The organism is Halobacillus alkaliphilus, assembly GCF_900113125.1.
Taxonomy (GTDB): Bacteria; Bacillota; Bacilli; order Bacillales; family Halobacillaceae; genus Halobacillus; species Halobacillus alkaliphilus.
The window spans coordinates 1-16445 of sequence record NZ_FOOG01000004.1; the positions used below are offsets into that span (position 1 = coordinate 1).

Annotated in this window: 15 protein-coding genes, 1 pseudogene and 1 riboswitch; of the genes and pseudogenes, 9 read left to right on the forward strand and 7 right to left on the reverse strand. The window is 42.8% G+C overall.

Going from position 1 to position 16445, the window contains the following annotated elements:
* Positions 1-194 (forward strand): annotated as a pseudogene (locus BMZ06_RS20950) (IS110 family transposase); the annotation flags it as partial.
* On the opposite strand, the gene BMZ06_RS03675 reads toward BMZ06_RS20950, so the two are convergent.
* Positions 139-1443, reverse strand: coding sequence for a lactate 2-monooxygenase (locus BMZ06_RS03675; RefSeq protein ID WP_245755945.1), 1305 nt, complete (start codon positions 1441-1443; stop codon positions 139-141). The pseudogene BMZ06_RS20950 and the gene BMZ06_RS03675 sit on opposite strands and share 56 nt — an antisense overlap.
* 866 nt (positions 1444-2309) lie before the next feature.
* Between BMZ06_RS03675 and BMZ06_RS03680 the strand changes: the two genes are divergently transcribed.
* A complete protein-coding gene (locus BMZ06_RS03680; RefSeq protein WP_089750250.1) occupies positions 2310-3581 on the forward strand; it encodes an MFS transporter in 1272 nt (423 codons plus the stop codon).
* A gap of 97 nt (positions 3582-3678) precedes the next feature.
* Here the strand turns inward: BMZ06_RS03680 and BMZ06_RS03685 are convergent, their stop codons facing one another.
* Positions 3679-4113, reverse strand: coding sequence for a universal stress protein (locus BMZ06_RS03685; protein ID WP_089750253.1), 435 nt, complete (start codon positions 4111-4113; stop codon positions 3679-3681).
* Between the two features lie 229 nt (positions 4114-4342).
* Here BMZ06_RS03685 and BMZ06_RS03690 point away from each other — a divergent pair, with 229 nt between their 5' ends.
* The 3 genes from BMZ06_RS03690 (at position 4343) to BMZ06_RS03700 (ending at position 7454) form a co-directional block, all read left to right on the forward strand.
* A complete protein-coding gene (locus BMZ06_RS03690) occupies positions 4343-6016 on the forward strand; it encodes an FAD-dependent oxidoreductase (RefSeq protein ID WP_342708417.1) in 1674 nt (557 codons plus the stop codon).
* Positions 6017-6186: 170 nt separating this feature from the next.
* Positions 6187-6882: an Ltp family lipoprotein gene (locus BMZ06_RS03695; RefSeq protein ID WP_089750257.1), complete on the forward strand. Its 696-nt coding sequence runs from the start codon at positions 6187-6189 to the stop codon at positions 6880-6882.
* Positions 6883-7013: 131 nt separating this feature from the next.
* Complete coding sequence (locus tag BMZ06_RS03700) at positions 7014-7454, forward strand: hypothetical protein (protein WP_245755946.1); 441 nt, start codon at positions 7014-7016, stop codon at positions 7452-7454.
* 107 nt (positions 7455-7561) lie between these two features.
* Here the strand turns inward: BMZ06_RS03700 and BMZ06_RS03705 are convergent, their stop codons facing one another.
* The 3 genes from BMZ06_RS03705 to BMZ06_RS03715 all read right to left on the reverse strand — a co-directional run bounded on the left by BMZ06_RS03705 (position 7562) and on the right by BMZ06_RS03715 (position 9696).
* On the reverse strand, positions 7562-8314 hold the full coding sequence (locus BMZ06_RS03705; RefSeq protein WP_089750259.1) for an HAAS domain-containing protein: 753 nt from the start codon (positions 8312-8314) through the stop codon (positions 7562-7564).
* A 2-nt stretch (positions 8315-8316) separates the two neighbouring features.
* Complete coding sequence (locus tag BMZ06_RS03710) at positions 8317-8643, reverse strand: PadR family transcriptional regulator (RefSeq protein ID WP_089750261.1); 327 nt, start codon at positions 8641-8643, stop codon at positions 8317-8319.
* A 675-nt stretch (positions 8644-9318) separates the two neighbouring features.
* Positions 9319-9696, reverse strand: a complete 378-nt coding sequence (locus BMZ06_RS03715; protein ID WP_089750263.1) for a YbaN family protein — start codon at positions 9694-9696, stop codon at positions 9319-9321.
* A 245-nt stretch (positions 9697-9941) separates the two neighbouring features.
* Here BMZ06_RS03715 and desA point away from each other — a divergent pair, with 245 nt between their 5' ends.
* From desA to BMZ06_RS03730, 3 genes are all read left to right on the forward strand, one after another.
* On the forward strand, positions 9942-10991 hold the full coding sequence (gene desA / locus BMZ06_RS03720) for a Delta(5) desaturase DesA (RefSeq protein WP_089750265.1): 1050 nt from the start codon (positions 9942-9944) through the stop codon (positions 10989-10991).
* A gap of 162 nt (positions 10992-11153) precedes the next feature.
* Positions 11154-12290, forward strand: a complete 1137-nt coding sequence (locus tag BMZ06_RS03725; RefSeq protein ID WP_089750267.1) for a sensor histidine kinase — start codon at positions 11154-11156, stop codon at positions 12288-12290.
* Positions 12287-12886 carry a response regulator transcription factor gene (locus BMZ06_RS03730; RefSeq protein ID WP_089750269.1) on the forward strand — a complete coding sequence of 200 codons (600 nt, stop codon included), beginning with the start codon at positions 12287-12289 and terminating at the stop codon, positions 12884-12886. The genes BMZ06_RS03725 and BMZ06_RS03730 overlap by 4 nt, the downstream gene beginning before the upstream one ends.
* A 61-nt stretch (positions 12887-12947) precedes the next feature.
* On the opposite strand, the gene BMZ06_RS03735 is transcribed toward BMZ06_RS03730, so the two are convergent.
* On the reverse strand, positions 12948-13760 hold the full coding sequence (locus BMZ06_RS03735) for a SurA N-terminal domain-containing protein (protein ID WP_342708419.1): 813 nt from the start codon (positions 13758-13760) through the stop codon (positions 12948-12950).
* Between the two features lie 390 nt (positions 13761-14150).
* Positions 14151-14329, forward strand: a riboswitch (Lysine riboswitch).
* A 119-nt stretch (positions 14330-14448) separates the two neighbouring features.
* Between BMZ06_RS03735 and dapA the strand changes: the two genes are divergently transcribed.
* Entirely contained in the window at positions 14449-15342 is an 894-nt protein-coding gene (dapA, locus tag BMZ06_RS03740; RefSeq protein ID WP_089750273.1) for a 4-hydroxy-tetrahydrodipicolinate synthase, read from the forward strand.
* Positions 15343-15410: 68 nt separating this feature from the next.
* On the opposite strand, the gene BMZ06_RS03745 is transcribed toward dapA, so the two are convergent.
* A complete protein-coding gene (locus BMZ06_RS03745) occupies positions 15411-16313 on the reverse strand; it encodes a hypothetical protein (RefSeq protein ID WP_089750275.1) in 903 nt (300 codons plus the stop codon).
* Between the last annotated feature and the right edge of the window lie 132 nt (positions 16314-16445).

The following is a 16445-nucleotide window of genomic DNA, read 5'->3' on the forward strand; positions in this document are numbered from 1 at the left end:
CTAAGAAAGCGAGAGTTGCCATCGCCCGGACATTACTTGTGATCGTGTACCACCTATTAACCAAAAGAGAAATGTACAAAGAACAAGGGGCAAACCATTATAACCAACAAGCATTAGAAGCAAAAAAACAAAAGGCAATTAAGAGTCTTCAACGTTTAGGTTTTGTAGTCGACTTATCGCCACAGTCGGCTTAGAGAAGAATAATGAAATAAATATCAAAGTGACTTCAGGGATTTTTAAAAAAGTAATAAGATCCCCTTTATTTAGTGCGGTCTTAAAGCTGTAATTATTTTCAGGGTAGCTATCCAGTTCTACAGCTGTTGTTTCTCCGGCCAGGGCCATTGTTAAATCCAGGTCGGCCAGCATATTTTGTAAAACTTCCCGCACACCTCGTTCTCCCGCAACCGCCAGTCCATACATGCACGGTCTTCCCACAAGTACAGCATCAGCTCCAAGAGCCAGCGCTTTGACCACATCAGCCCCTCTGCGAATGCCGCTATCCATAAGTACAGGGATTTGATCTCCTACCGCTTCACAAACCTCCGGCAGCGCGTCCAGCGCTCCGATGGCGCCGTCCACCTGCCTGCCTCCGTGATTAGATACAATAATTCCATCCACTCCGTGTTCCAAGGCAAGCTTCGCATCTTCAGGGTGGAGAATTCCTTTTAACAGAATAGGAAGTTTCGTATGCTCCTTGATAAAAGTAAGATCCTCCCAGGTTAGTCCAGGGTTTCCGAAAGTCTGCGTCCAATGCATAATGGCTGAATTCGGGTCCTCTTCAGGGGTTTTTTCAAGACGAGAGCGGAATATAGGATCCGATAAATAATTTCCTACGCCTTCCCCTACCAGAAATGGAAGATAGACATTTTTCAAATCCTTCTCACGCCAAGCCATCATAGGTGTATCCAGGGTTACTACGATAGCGGAATACCCTGAATTCTCGGCTCGTTTCATGAAGCTGGCCGTTACTTCAGGGTCTTTATTCCAATAGAGCTGAAACCATCTAGGCGCATCGCCCATAGCCTCGGCAATTTCCTCAAGCGTCCTTGTGGAAGCAGAACTTGTAATATAAGGAACCTCCATTTCAGCCGAGGCTTTGGCGGCAGCCAGCTCTCCATCTGGATGGATAATAGACTGGACCCCAATAGGCGCAAGCATCAAAGGTGCTGCATATGTACGGCCGAATAGTTTAACTTCTAAATCGCGATTTTCTACGTTTCGGAGCATTCTAGGCACTATCTTCCACTTCTTGAATGCCTCAAGATTGGCGTCCAACGTGCTTTCTCCGCCTGCCCCTCCAGCTATGTAATCATAAGGTCCATCTTCCAGTACCTCTCTTGCGAGTTTTTCCCACTTTTCATAAACGACCGGCAGTCTGTCTGGATCCGGATCGGGCATCGTCTGGTAGATCTTGAACTGAATCTGATTACCGAAGTTCGACATGACATATCTCCTCCTTAGAATTTACACAATATGGTTATGCCCTCATTTTACCACATCATATGAATGCGTTTACAAAAATATAGGCTCTGGTATATCCATTTATTGATTTTATTAGAGATAAGCTCCCGATACTTTAAGACTCAGTTTCGAGATAAATGGGTCCGTTACGTTAGATGGATAAGGGTTGGTGGGGAAATAACTCGCTTTCCTATGAGGGAACGTTGAGCTTCCTCGCTCGTTTCACTCCCTGTGGGATCTCACCTAGTCCCTTCTCCCAGGGAGTCTCGCCATTTCCCCACCAACCCAGCCATTTTTTGTGAAACGCACCCTTCTAGAAGAGAAAGATTCTCCTCCTTAATCTGGATTAAATGCTTTTATGACAGGCTATTGCGGGTCGTCATCCTGAAAATAGCTGCACAATCACATGGTCGCATGTGATGTATGAAGTAGTTTCGAGCATCTTATTTGGCTAGGTCCGAAGGGGGGGGTGATGAATCTCCTGTGGGATAAACATGATCGGTAAGATCCCGGAAGGCGAAGCCTGAGGAAGCTTACCGAAGAAGAGGTTCGACTAAGAACGCCACGTCGTGTGGCAACGTCGAACGACCCTGCGTCGTGCAGGGCCGGAAAGCGAATCGCCCCCTCCGGACCTTCAGCATAATCAAACATCTCGAAACGGAGTCTTACACAGTCCGGCCTGTTAGTTGAGTAAGTGTCTGTGAAAATCACCGTAATGTATATCAAATCCCCAAATTAACCTGGCAATATCAGCCTCAAGACGGAACTAAATTCCTTCTGCAGTTCATCGTGGCATTACCTTATCCGCTATACAATAAATGTAATCCAATGATAAAGGCGTGATGAAAATGTCATCAGTTAAAGAAGCTGAGGTTCGTCAACATATGGCCGATCTTCAGGAAGAAAGTACACCTTCCGTTTTTAAAAACCGCAATTTCCTATTATTATGGGGAGCTGCTCTATTATCCAGTTTCGGTATTTCGTTCTTTTTATTTTCCCAAAGCTGGTATGTGGTCAATGTTTTGAACCTTGAAGCTTCCCTTGGGCTCATTTATATCGCAGCGAGCATCCCCCGCCTTCTGTTTATGATCATCAGTGGTACAGTGGCGGACCGATACGATAAGACGAAGATTATGTTTCTATCAGATTTTATAAGAGGACTGTTGTTAGCCGGGCTTGTGCTGTGGTTTCTGTTCGGTAGTATTACCCTGTGGACATTTGTCGGGTTTGCTTTTTTCTTCGGAATATTAGACGCCTTCTTCTGGGCAGCTGAGAGTGCCATTATTCCATCGATTGTTCAAAAAGAAAATCTGACTCGAAGTAATTCTATCATCCAGATGACCAACCAAACCTCCTTTATTCTCGCACCTATGCTTGCAGGCGTACTCATCGCCTATGGCAATTATGAAATCGTATTTGCCGTAACGGCCGCTATGCTGCTTACAGCCAGTCTATTGGTTATTTCTATGAAGCCAAAAAAAGACGAAGAGATGGAGGCCAATAAAAAGAAGAAATTCTGGCAGACCTTCAGGGAAGGAGTCACCTATGTTAAAGACTCCCGCTTACTGACCCTTATCGTTTCAGCCACTATATTTCTAAATCTTTTCATCGTTGGTCCGATGACGATGGGGCTCCCTTTATTTGTTAAGAATATTCTGGAAGGTACGGCAGTGGATTTCAGCTTTCTTGAAGCTGGTTTAGCGGGTGGAATGCTCGTTGGCTCCATCGTGATCGGAAGTTTAAACGTGACCAAAAAACGAGGGAAACTCACCCTTCTGACGCTGGTCCTTTCTGGCATCGCCTTTATAGGGCTGAGCTTCACGGCAGAACTGTGGCAAAGCATGGTGATGCTTGGGTTATTTGGAACCTTTCTCTCTATTTCCAATATCTCTTCCATTTCCGCTATTCAAAGTATTATCGAAGAAAAGGTGCTAGGTCGTGTAATGGGGCTCATTTCCTTAGCGTCGATGGGACTCATCCCTGTCAGTTATGCCCTTACCTCCGCCGTACTCTCTTTAGGAATATCCATTCACCATATCATGGCTGCCGGATCTATATTGGTTACTTTGTTTGCCTCCTTTGTATTCCTGACCTTTAAAGAATTGAGAGAACTTGATTGAACAAGACGCCAGCTTTATAAAAAGCCGGCGTCTTTAGTTTTTCACCTCAATATCAAAAAAAAGCGCCTTCCCAATAAATGGAAAGGCGTTACCCTATTTATTTCATTACTAACACTGGACACGTCGCATGCTGCACGATGTTATTACTTACGCTTCCAAGGAAAATTCGCTTCACATTGCCAAGCCCTCTGCTTCCGACAATAATCATATCAATTCCCTGTTCTTCCGCGTAGGTGCATACATCTTCTCCCGGGTTATTCTCAAGTTCTCCCACAAGCACGTTTGTCACGATCGTAATGTTTTCATCTTCATTTTCTTCTTTAATGAATTCCAGTTCCTTCTCATACTTCTTAGCCATTTCATCTCCAATACTTTTGGAGACAGCGGCATTGGTAAATGGACCAGTTGGCTTGACGACAGACACGACATGAATTTCTCTGTCTACTGTTTCAATAGCATGGTTTTTGGCTTCCATCACTGCCTGTTTGCTAGGTTCACTGCCATCATAAGCAACGAGGATTTTCTTAGTCATAGGAAAACCTCCATTCAAGCATTTCTTTTACACCACTATTTTATCACGTTTGAAAACGTTTTCCTAACATCCAGCCAAAGATTCATATAAATTCCATTAAACCGTCACAAAATATACATGATGGGGTATATTGTTTTTTCTGCTAAGTAGGAGTAAAATGAATGTATCGTTCACATTGTGAAATACATCACATAATATTAAGTAAGGTGAAGATAAAGGAGAGATGATGATGGGCAGAAAAATTATTATTGTAGGTGGAGTAGCAGGCGGGGCTACAGCAGCAGCGAGACTTCGCCGTTTAAGCGAAGAAGATGAAATTATTGTACTCGAAAAAGGAGAATATATTTCATATGCCAACTGCGGACTGCCTTACTATATTGGAGGCATAATTACAGATCGTGATGCCTTATTGGTACAGACTGTAGAAGGCATGTCCAAAAAGTTCAAGTTAGATATCCGGAATCTAAGTGAAGCCGTTGAAATCGATCGTGAATTACAAACTTTGACCATCAAAAACCTAAAAACCGGTACCGTATATAAAGAAAGCTATGATAAATTGATACTTTCTCCAGGAGCTAGACCCATTATTCCTAATCTGGAGGGATACAAAGAAGCATCCAATATCTTCACCTTACGATCTGTCCCCGACACGGATCAAATCAAGCATTGGATCGATGAACGCAAAACTCAGGAAGCCGTCATTATTGGCGGGGGATTCATTGGTCTTGAGATGGCTGAGAACTTAATGCACCAGGGGATTAAGGTCAGCCTTGTAGAGTTAGGAAATCAAGTCATGTCTTCACTGGATTATGAAATGTCAGCTATCGTTTACCAGGAGCTTCTGGATCAAGGGGTGAATGTAATCACAGAGGATGGAGTTAAGGCTTTCCGTGACCAGGGAAATATAGTGGAACTGCAAAGCGGACGGCTTCTCTCAAGCGACCTGACTATACTCTCTATAGGAGTTCGAGCTGAAAACGATCTTGCTAAGACTGCCGGCCTTTCTACTGGCAAGCGGGGCGGGATTATCGTCAATGAACATCTTCAAACGGAGGATAAGAATATTTATGCTATTGGCGATGCTATCGAAGTGAAAGATTACATTCAACAGACTCAAACGATGGTCCCTCTAGCCTGGCCCGCTAACCGTCAGGGAAGACTCGTAGCGGATCATATTCATGGAAAAGCTGTTTCTTATAACGGCACACTCGGAACTTCTGTTGCCAAAGTGTTCGATCTAACGGTTGCTGCTACCGGTAACAATGCAAAATTACTGGAACAACTCGGAATCCCGTTTGAAGCTGTCCATGTTCACCCTTCTTCAAACGCTTCCTATTATCCTGGAGGACGTCCCCTTTCACTCAAATTACTCTTTGATCCAAATACAGGAAAAATATTTGGAGCTCAGGCAGTTGGAGTCAAAGGAGTCGAAAAACGAATCGACGTCATTGCAACAGCAATTAAAGGGAACTTAACGGTTGAAGATTTAGCCGATCTGGAACTTTCCTATGCTCCTCCCTATTCATCTGCGAAAGATCCGGTAAACATGGCAGGATATGTAGCCGCAAATATAGTTGATAAGGAACTGAGCGTTGTTCATTACGACAAAATCGATGAAATTGTAGCCTGGGGCGGAGTTCTACTGGATGTAAGAGAGCCGGAAGAAAGAGAACATGGATATATTAACGGATCTATTAATATTCCGTTAGGGCAGCTGAGAGAAAGACGACACGAATTGCCTAAGAACCACCCTATTTATGTAACATGCCAGGTGGGGATGCGGGGATATCTAGCCGTTAAAACCTTGATGAACTACGGATACCAGGCTATCAATTTAAGCGGCGGGTATAAAACGTATGAAATGGTTCAGAGGATTAAAAAGAAAGAAGCGCTTCCGCTCTAAAAGGAAAAGGCAGCCCGTGACAGGCTGCTTTTTTTGCTTAAGAAAGTTAATAAGATCCGGACGGCTCCCGATTCTCCAGGTTCCAAAAGAATTAGGAATAAACTATTAAGAAACTAGAAAAAATATGGTAAGGTGATAAAATGCATTTATAAAAATAGGAGGAATACATCATGGGGAAACTATTTAAAGGGTGTTTAACATTAATCGGAGCGGTGGTCGTGATAGTTATAATTTTTGCGATCTTTGCGACAGGCGGCGATGATACAACAACAGAAAATAACTCAACCGACCAGGAAAACACGCAAACCGAATCAGATCAAACGAATGAAAGCCCCGGCGATGAGAATGCCGATGCCGATACAGAGGAAACCACAGAAGAATCAACTGATGAACCAAAAGAAGAAAAGACGGAAATGACAACGGCCCAGGAGAACGCCGTGCAGAGTGCGAATGATTATTTAGATTTCTCCGCATTCAGTAAAGATGGATTAATCGAACAATTAAAAGTTGGGGATGGCTATACACAAGATCAAGCCGAATTCGCAGTCAATCATATTGAAAATGAAGTCGATTGGAAAGAGCAAGCGGTCAAATCAGCAAAAGATTATTTAGATTTTAGTGCATTTTCTCAAAGCGGCTTGATTGAGCAATTAAAAGTCGGCGATGGATTTACGGATGAACAAGCCGAATATGCGGTCGATCAAATTGCGGATGAAGTCGATTGGAAAGAACAGGCGGTCAAATCAGCCGAAAGTTATTTAGAATTAAGTTCATTTTCTCGAAGCGGCTTGATTGAGCAATTAAAAGTCGGCGATGGATTTACGGATGAACAAGCCGAATATGCGGTCGATCAAGTAGGACTATAAGAAACGTTTTCAAGCGGTGGGGAAAATTCCCACCGCTTTTCTTGTGTACACGATGACAACCGACCGTTGCCGTTATCAACCTGCTAATTACTAGATTAATTGGAACGATATTCGCTTGACCAGAAGGGTAAATGGGACTTTATGTAGAAATAAATCAGGAATGTTTAGTAAAAATAATGATTGGAAGAGATACTATGATTACAGCATGGATAGGCAGTATTTCTTTTTTGGCAATAGCTATTTTGTACGTATTATTAGCTTTAGGTTTACCTTATGGGGAGTTTGCCATGGGAGGAAAATATAAAATATTACCAAAACAGATGCGAGTAGCCTGCGCAATCTCTGTCCTGATTCAATTGGCTGCCATCCTGTTTATATTACAGGCGGGGGATGTCATTTCGATCGATTTAATAGCGCCCATTGCAATAGGAGCCTGTTATTTTTTCGCTTTCTATTTATTCCTGAATACCATCATGAACCTTTTTTCGAAAAGTAAAAAGGAAAAGCTTGTCATGACACCATTATCTTTTATCACAGCGATATGTTTTTTGATCACGGCTTTGAATGGTTAATAGTCGGTTAGATTAAAAAGTCCATATCAAAACAAAACGCTTGGGTACTAAAGTCCAAGCGTTCTGTTTATTTATATGTTACTTGTGTGTCCAGCTGTCCTTTACTCTTAGGTGGAGCTTTTATTTTCTTTTTTGAATAAGATTAAAAAGTAAACCAGCGGACCGATCAGGATGAAGCTGCTGGTCAGAATCAACTTCGTAGATGTCGAAAGTTCGGTTAATCCTATCAGATATTCTGGTACGAATAGGAGAACTGGAATGATAATCGGGGCCCATAATTTACTCCATAAAGCCATGCCGATAAAGACAGCAGCTGCAAAAAGAAAAGTCAGGACATTGCCGGCGGTGCCGAATTCAACCGTGGGGGTACTAAATTGGTTATTGAAAAAAACCAGGGCGACAAAAGAACCCATGGGCGCAAACCCAGCTATGCCATAGATCAGCCATTCTTTCCATCTGGCGGGCCGGCTACTGCTGATATATCGCAGCCCAAAGGAGTAAATTCCAATAATGAACAGAAAAATCACGGGATATCCAACAGCCTCTAATAGAGAAAATTCTACTCCTCCATCCATGATTTCTCCAATCAGGAGGTAGGCAAGGGCTCCGATATAAATCAAAGGAATAACTTTAAAGATCATACCCTTATCCAATGGCATCTCCTGTGAAAATTGTTCCATGTATTCTTTAGGGGAGTTGCCGACAACATCTTCTATACCCTTGCCCCGTCGTTCAGCCTCATGCAAATGATCTTTCAGCTCTTCTGTAATTTCTTCGATTTCTTTTTCCTTTTTACCGCTCGCCATTAAGTACACCTGTAACCGACCAATAAAATCTTCACTCTCTTTAGAAAGCTCCAACTCTACCCCTCCTTATCCAATAATCGCTCGACACTGCTTGAGATCGTGTCCCACCTTTTTTTAAACTCCTCAAGTTCCACTTCGCCTTGTTCAGTGAGCTTATAATATTTTCTTTTCGGGCCTCCAGAAGGCAGCTGCTTCTGGCTGGTTTCGACCCATCCTTCTTTTTTCATGCGTAATAAAAGTGGATAGATACTCCCTTCCTTCACCATCGTAAATCCATGTTGATTTAGCTTTTCGATCATTTCATATCCGTAGGTTTCCCCCTGGGAAATAATCGACAGCAGACAGCCTTCCAGGATTCCTTTCAGCAATTGACTTGATGACAATTCACGTGCCTCCTCACCTCACTATCTTGTTATACAAGATAGTGACCCAAAACAAAAGCACTGCAACTAACTTGCAATACAATATAGTTAAAGATTACCATGACTTTCCAACAACTACAAGTACTATTTAATATTAATTTAAGCTTTATTGGGTATTTTCAAATGAAGAGAGTTATCAAACAATCGGACCGGATACTGTAAGACTCAGTTTCGAGATATTGTGTGGAAAAGGGGCTCCAGGGAACGACTCGCTTTCCGCGGCCGTGCACGACGCAGGGTCGTTCGACGTTGCCACAGGACGTGGCGATCTTAGTCGAACATCCCTTGTGGTGAGCTTCCTCGGGCTTAACAGCCCTGCGGGATCTCACCGATCATGTTCATCCCGCAGGAGTCTTCGCCGTTCCCCCATAGGAAAGTGTTCAAATGTGGAATCACCCCGAAAGACACGATCAGCATAAGCCGACCATCAAAAGGATTGTGGTTTTTCAATCCGTTGATGAGCGGCTTATGTCTCGAGTGTCTGGGTGATGGAACAAGACGAGTTATTTCCCCACCAACCCTCATCCCCATTTTAGTAACGGACCCATTTATCTCGAAACTGAGTCTTCAACAAACGGGAGCTTTTCTGTAAGAACCACGCTCAGAATCAATAGAGCTATCTGAATAAACTCTTCCTTACTCTTTCCGCAAGGTTTTCGTCAATAAAATCAACACGGTAAAGAAGCACGCGCCAAAGATAAAGCCGATTTTCAACAGTAAATTAGGAGCAATAAAAAAAGCTGAATAAAGCATAGAGCTCCAGATCATAATGAGTACAGATACTTTTGCTTTGACAGGAATTCCTCTGCCCGCTTTGTAGTTCTCTATATAAGAACCGAACCACTTGTTCGTCATTAACCAATTATAAAGACGATCAGAACTCCTTACATAGCAAGCGGCCGTTAATAATAAAAACGGCGTGGTAGGAAGCAGCGGCAGCACAATCCCAAGCACTCCGAGAATCAATGATATCGTTCCGATTATAATAAGAAGAATGTTAGTGAACTGCTTCATTTTGAACTCCCTTACTATTCAACACTTTCTTTTCCAAAAGGTTTGCTGGTCACATATATGCTTCCCCAAGCACCTTTTAACGCAAACCCTTGCGCATTTATTTTAGTTTATCATTTTCTTATAACCCACCGGAAGGCTGTCACCCATGACAAGTGTCATGGGTATACCCTGACGTTTATGTCTTATAAAATATGCGCTTTTTTCCTATGATAAGAATACAAGAGACACAACAAAGGAGTCTTACTATGAATAAAGATAAACAAAAAGAGTTGAAAAAAAGCGTAGCACGATTCGCGAAACCTGATAATAAAGCGGGCATCCGCCAACTATTGAATACACTGCTTCCATTTCTCCTCGTATGGTACCTGGCTTACGAAAGTTTGTCATGGTCCATCTGGATTACCATTCCACTTGCATTCATTGCGGGAGGATTCGTTGTACGACTATTCATTATCTTTCACGATTGTACCCACCAATCCTTCTTTGAAAACAATAAAGCCAACCGGATCGTCGGAACGATTACAGGCATTCTGACCCTCTTCCCTTTTGATAAGTGGAAACGAAGCCATTCGATTCACCATGCTACAAGCGGCAACCTGGACAAGCGGGGCACCGGTGATATCTGGGTGATGACGGTAGAGGAATATATGAAAGCTCCTCTAAAAACAAGAATAGCGTACCGTATTTACAGAAATCCTTTAATCATGTTCGGATTAGGTCCTATTTATTTATTCCTGATCTCTAACCGCTTCAACCGCAAAGGCGCGAAGCGAAAAGAGCGTATGAATACGTATGTGATCAACGCGGCAATCGTCGTCTTGTACTCCCTGATCATTTGGGCAATTGGATGGCAGTCCTTCCTGATCATTCACCTTCCTATCCTTTATGTTTCCGGGATGCTTGGAATCTGGTTATTTTACGTACAGCATCAGTTTGAAGATTCGTATTTCGAAGACGAGTCAGAGTGGGATTTTGTAAAAGCTGCGGTAGACGGCAGTTCATACTATAAGCTGCCGAAAGCATTACAATGGGTATCCGGTAACATTGGATTCCACCATGTCCATCACTTGAGCCCTCGTGTACCGAACTACAATCTGGAGAAGGCTCATGACAATACTCCTCCACTGGAGCATGCCACGACCATTACACTGGCAACGAGTCTTGAATCCATTCGTTTCCGGTTATATGATACAGCGAATAAAACGTTTGTATCTTTTAAAGATGTGAAACCAATGCTTAAAAGAAATAAACTGACACTTCCAGAGCGAAGATATCCTGAATTCCAGGACAAATAGAGGTCCACGGATGACCTGTTCACTAGTTCAAAATCATACCCCTGAAAGCCCATTCTACATGGAATGGGCTTTTCTACATCCAAATATCTCTCGTGACAGAAGGAACGCTTATCATATATATTGGATGTAGTAGAATGGATTTACCTAAGGAGATGAGCTTCCATGCAAAGCTGGTACCATATCATACCTAAAAACACAGGGCTGAGCACTTATGTGTGGATTATATTCTGCCTTTTGCCCTTTTTCTTCATCTTCCGTTCTTCTTCGATGTTTGAAATCGCATTCGGCATATTCATGACTTTGCTCTTTTTCTTATCCTATCGATTATCGTTCATTTCCAATAGCCGGATGGTTTATCTTTGGGTGAGTATAGAGATGGCGATCAGTCTTGTGATGACTTTCTTGTTTGGCTATATTTACTTTGCCTTATTCCTGGCCTTCTTTATCGGAAACATTAAACATTTAGGAGGCTTTTTGTCTCTTTATATTGTCCATTTGATGACTACAATTGCGGCTGTAGTGATGACGTTTGTTACAGAAGTGGATGATATTTTTCCTCATCTTCCTTTTATCGTCATTACCGTAATCGGTGTAATTCTGCTCCCGTTTACCGTGAGATATAGAAATAAGCAGCATAAACTCGAAGGAGAGCTTCAAGATGCCAACGAGCGCATTTCACAATTAATGGTGCTGGAAGAACGAGAAAGAATTGCACGTGACCTGCATGACACACTGGGGCAGAAGCTTTCCATGATCGGCTTGAAAAGTGACCTGGCAGGCAAACTCATTCCCGTAAAACCCGAAAAAGCGGTGGAGGAAGTCCAGGACATTCGCCAAACTGCCCGTACCGCTTTGAAAGAAGTTCGGGAAATGGTATCCGATATGAGAGGAACGAAGCTTGAGGACGAGCTGATTCGTGTCCAGCAGATTATAGAAGCAGCTGAAATGAGTTTTGAATATGAAGGCAGCCCTAAGCTTGAAAACACGCCCTTACTCGTAGAAAACGTCCTCAGCATGTGTCTGAAGGAAGCCGTTACAAATATTGTGAAGCATAGTGATGCCTCGCATTGTAAAGTGACGATTACCCAGACCAGTACAGAGATTTTAGTCGTCGTGGAAGACAATGGCCGCGGGCTGCCCGATAACATTGAGCCCTTTAAAGGCAATGGTATGCAGGGCATGAGGGAGCGCCTGGAATTCGTAAATGGAAGTATGGAGATCTACTCATCTCATGGCACCACTCTGCGACTGCATGTTCCAAATATTATCAAGCAGTCTAATAAGGAGGAGTCTGTATGATCCGAATTGTCATTGCAGAAGATCAGCGTATGCTACTCGGGGCGCTTGGAGCTTTACTTGATTTAGAGGACGGGATGGAAGTGGCAGGTAAAGCCGGTAATGGAGAAGAAGCGTGCAAACTGGTGCGCGAGCTTAAGCCGGACATCTGCCTGATGGATATTGAAATGCCGGTGAAAGATGGTCTCACGGCAGCGGAAGAGCTGGCAGACGAACCGTGCAAAATCATCATTCTTACAACGTTCGCCCGTCCTGGTTATTTTGATCGGGCAAGAAAGGCCGGCGTCAGTGGATACTTACTTAAAGACAGTCCAAGTGAAGATCTTGCGGAAGCGATGCGCAAGATTATCGACGGTCAGCGCATTTTCTCCCCTGAACTGGTGGATCTCGCCTATACAGAGCAGAATCCGCTCACGGAAAGAGAACGACAGGTCATTAAGTTAATGGCTGAGGGAAAAAATACCAAAGATATCTCAAAAGAGCTGTATATTACTCCAGGTACGGTGCGAAATTATGTATCCGTCATACTGGATAAGCTTGAAGTTTCCAACCGGATTGAAGCCATCTCACGCTTTAAGGAGAGAGGCTGGTTCAAGTAACGTTGAAATATTCCATTAAAAAAACCAGTTCCTGATTTGGAACTGGTTTTTTTGAATGAGTTTATAGATTTACTTTAACATCTGCATCTTCACGAAGTTTCTTCACAAGTTCTTGATAAGCTTGTGCTTCTTTTTGCTGGGTAAGCTGTTGTTTAAGAGTTGATTTCGCTTCTTCATATGGTGGAATTTGCTGCTCGCCGCCCGCTTCTTCCTGCTGGGCTTTCGCATCATCGTAAGCTTTCTTAATTTCTTCTTCAGTTGGTTCCAGGTCGCCGTTTTCTTCCGCTAGTAGTTTATCAACTTTTACTTGCGTTTTAACCTGAGACATCACTTCGTCTTCTTTCATGCCCTGCTCTTCTAATTTAGATAGGAACTCATCTTTAGACTTCAGACCGTTTTGCTCAGCCAGACTAGTTAACGTTTCATTAACTTCTTCTTCAGACGCCTTAAGATCGCGCTCGTTTGCTTCCTGAACAAGAAGCTCCTGGCCGACTAAACCTTCTGCTGTCTGCTTTTTGAGTTTTTCCTGATCAACTTCCTGCCCAGACATTTGTGACTGCATAGCCGCTTGCTGGAATTGGCTCTTATATGTCTGAGTGAACTCTTCTTTTTTAATTTCTTCGTCATTGACAGTAGCCACTACTTCAGGCACACCTTCTAAATCCGGCTCAGGCATTTGGGGCTGCTCAGAACCTTCTCCCTCTTGACTGCTTTCGCCTTCCTGGCTGCTTTCACTGTTCTCAGAAGATTCTTCCTGTTTAGCTTCTTCATTGTTGCTGTCTCCACCTGATCCTTCATCGTTACCGCATGCTGTTAATAACGCTATGAATAAAGCAAGTGTTAAGCTTAATAACCATTTCTTATTCAATGTCATTCCCCTTTCGAATACCTAATGCTTGTCATTGTAACACGTGCCCGCCTGCTGTACATCCATCACATTCTCGTCTGTGTGCCCATTGTAACATCTGTAATATAGCTATGCCCTGTCACAAAGCCTTTGGTACCACACCAGGCACACCATAATTTTAAATGTGGAATTTTTGTGTAAAATTTTTTTACAGCCACAAGTACTCTTCCTCTTCAGTTTTGCCAAACTTTATAGGAATCTTTCACCTTTTGCGAAATAAATGAGATGATATATGGATCGTAACTCTCCCTAACTATAACAACTTACAGTTAATTCCACAAATATAAACCTTGAATTATCAAATAAATTATGATACGTTACAAGGAACTAAATATTTTCTTATTTCAATTCTATTGAAGTAAGGATAGAGGTGCAAATTCCAAGAGTACGCATGTGAAGGAGAATGAGATCCTGCGAAACATGAGGAAAGGGGTTTTTGCCGAAGCTGACGGAATCTCATATTCCCGATGCTGGTTCTGATGCTTAAGAGGTGCAGAACTGTCATATAGGAGACTATATGGAGGGCTATCTTAATGCAGGAACGGATATCAAAGTTCTAAGCAGCAGCGAACCCTCGTTGCTGCTTTTTTGTGCTTTACTGCTGCTAAGCCCTCAAACCTCGAACGTATAAAAATCTAAGTAAAGGTGTGAGGTTATGAACTTTGGTCAAGTACTAACAGCCATGGTAACTCCGTTTGATTCAGAAGGAAATATTGATTTCGACGCAACTCGCTCCCTGGTTAATCACTTGATCTCCAACGGCTCTGATGGTTTAGTGATCGCAGGAACAACGGGTGAATCCCCAACATTAACGACAGAGGAAAAAGTAAGTCTGTATAAATTTGTCGTGGAAGTCGTGAATGGCAGAGTTCCAGTCATTGCAGGAACGGGTTCAAACAATACAAGAGCTTCCATCCAATTAACCAAACAAGCAGAAGAAGCAGGCGTTGACGCGATTATGCTTGTAACCCCTTATTATAATAAACCAACTCAAGAGGGCATGTATCAGCATTTTACGACGATTGCCAAGGCTACTTCTCTGCCAATCATGCTCTATAATATCCCAGGACGCAGTGTCGTGAATATGGCACCTGAAACGATCGTCCGCCTCTCTCAAGTGGAGAATATTGTATCTGTAAAAGAAGCGAGCGGTGATTTAGACGCAGCTTCTGAAATAATCAGTCGTACACCGGATGAATTCACTGTGTACAGCGGGGAAGATTCCAACACACTTCCGTTTGTATCCATTGGAGGTACTGGAATTGTTTCTGTCTCCGCCCATGTGATCGGAAATGAAATGCAGGCCATGATTCAAGCCTATCGCAACGGGAATGGCAGTTTTGCATCAGCTATGCACCGTACCCTTCTTCCGGTCATGCATGCCATTTTCTCTGCACCAAGCCCTTCTCCGGTTAAAGCCGCTTTGAATCGAAAAGGCGTAGAGGTCGGCGGCGTTCGCTTGCCCCTGCTTCCATTAACAGAAGAAGAAGCCAATGAGATTGAAACGATCCTGGCTTCCGTTCAGCAAAGAGAGCGTGTTTACAGCTGAATGAAATAATAAATCCCTGTGCTCGTCTGATCGAGCACAGGGATTTTTTTATGGATCTATTCATTTTTCTATAGTAAACCCTGGTAATTGTTCTGAATGAATTGAATCAGTATGCCAAGCGTCTGACCTTTAAATTGATCTGGCACGGAGTTCCCTTCAGGATCAGCATAATAAAGGGCTCCTACTTCTTCATTGTACCTGTACCCCATTTTTTTAAGTCGGTTCTGTAGTTCCTCAGGCAGCTGTTCCAAACCAGTTTGAGCTGTAAAATAGTCGGTTGGGTAGATCCACACATCTACATCTGTTAATCCTGTCTGAACGATAAATAAGTCCTGATCATATTGGGAAATCCACTGGTCTTTTGAATATAAAGAGACGCCTGTACCTTCAAGCGACGAGATGCCATCCAGGTTTATTCCGAAAATCTGATTGAGGACTCTTCGAATTTCGGGGCCATCGATCTTCTTGCCATAAGACGTTAAGTATAAATCGAGCACTTCTAGTTTGGATAGTGACGGAATGTCTTCTTCATCTAACCATCCTGGAAGCGATTCTTTTACCCCCTGGATAATTTCATCCGGATACGTTTGATTTCCCGCTCCCAGCTCAGAAATTCGCTTAAGGTCAATCGAATAAATCTGGTTAACGATTCTAGGAATTTCCTTAGCATCTACTTTTTTGCCATATGAAGCAAGGTAGTGATCCATAACCTCCACTTTACTCATGTTCTCAATCAGTAAAATCGCTTCGTCGTAACTGAGCGGGCCTTTCGTTTCTCGTCTTAGTGTTTTGAATACCTCTCGTATAATCTCTTTCGAGTACTTCAGTTCACCTTTTTCTGTCTGATAGAGTTCGTGTTTTAAACTTTCAGCCTGAACCGTAGTCGCTGGTAAGGAAAGAGTGGTCCCTGACAACATAACAATGGTTGTGACGATAAGTATTCTTTTTAGAGCCTGTGAAAACAAATTCATTATTCACCCTCCTGCGCGTTAAGTAAAGTTTCTATGGAGAAACCTCCTTATTGATATCGGCATGCTTAAGGTCATCATAAGCTGAATATGTGAAGATGAGCAAATTAAATTTGGAAAAATTTTAAATTTTAC